This window comes from Nocardia amamiensis NBRC 102102, assembly GCF_001612745.1.
Taxonomy (GTDB): Bacteria; Actinomycetota; Actinomycetes; order Mycobacteriales; family Mycobacteriaceae; genus Nocardia; species Nocardia amamiensis.
Genome location: NZ_BDBA01000461.1, coordinates 1 through 837, shown reverse-complemented (window position 1 = coordinate 837; position 837 = coordinate 1). Strand labels below are relative to the sequence as shown.

The following is an 837-nucleotide window of genomic DNA, read 5'->3' as shown; positions in this document are numbered from 1 at the left end:
TGACGGTGTGGGCCGTCGACTTGGTGGTGGCGCTGATGCCGATGCTGGTCAGTCGTTGCCGGTTTCGGTGATGGCGATGCGGGCGGATTTCTCGTCGACGATGGCGTTGCCCGCAGCGAACACCGCGGTGAGTGCGTGAACGGCGAGGTTGTTGACCGCTCGGGGATGACCGCGAGAGGCGTTGTGGATCAAGCCGATTGCATCGTCGGAGAACAGGGTGTCCTGGCGGCCCGCGAGCCGGCAGTGGTGGCGGATGTAGTCGGCGGTGTCCTCGGGTTGCATGCCGGTGAGGGTGTAGCGGACGGAAATGCGTTGGTCCAGCGCCGCGAGGACGCCGAGGCGAAGGCGTTGGCGCAGGGTGGGCTGGCCGATGAGCAGGGCGGCGAAGGGACTGGTGGAGTCCATGTCATGGTTGGTGAGCATGCGGATCGCTTCGAGTTGATGGTTGTCGAGTAGGTGTGCTTCGTCGATGGCAACCACGGGCAGCCTGCCCCGTTCGGCTGCTTCGGCGGATAGGACGTCGGCGGCCTGCGGGGTCAGCATCGCGGTGTGGTAGGCGGGCTGGTGCCCCAGGGAGGCGACGATGTGATGCAGCATGCCGCGGACCCCGATCGAGGGGTTGGGCAGATAGATCACGATGTGGCGGGAGGAGTCCAGGCTGGCGGTGGCGGCGCGGACGGCGACGGTTTTGCCGGCACCGACCTCGCCGGTGATGACACCGATCGCGCGTTGGTCGACGCACCAGGTGATGCGGGCGACGGCTTCGCCGTGGCCGGGGTGGCGGTGCAGCATGGCGGGGGCTAGGTCGCGGCCGAAGGGCATGCGGGTGAATCCGTA

The 837-nt window shown here is 67.5% G+C and carries 1 protein-coding gene; it reads right to left on the bottom strand.

Features of this window, described 5'->3' with window-relative positions; translation table 11 throughout:
- Nucleotides 1-48: 48 nt before the first annotated feature.
- Nucleotides 49-837, bottom strand: a 789-nt coding sequence (locus NA4_RS38425; protein ID WP_067481181.1) for an ExeA family protein, incomplete at its 5' end; no start/stop codon positions are given.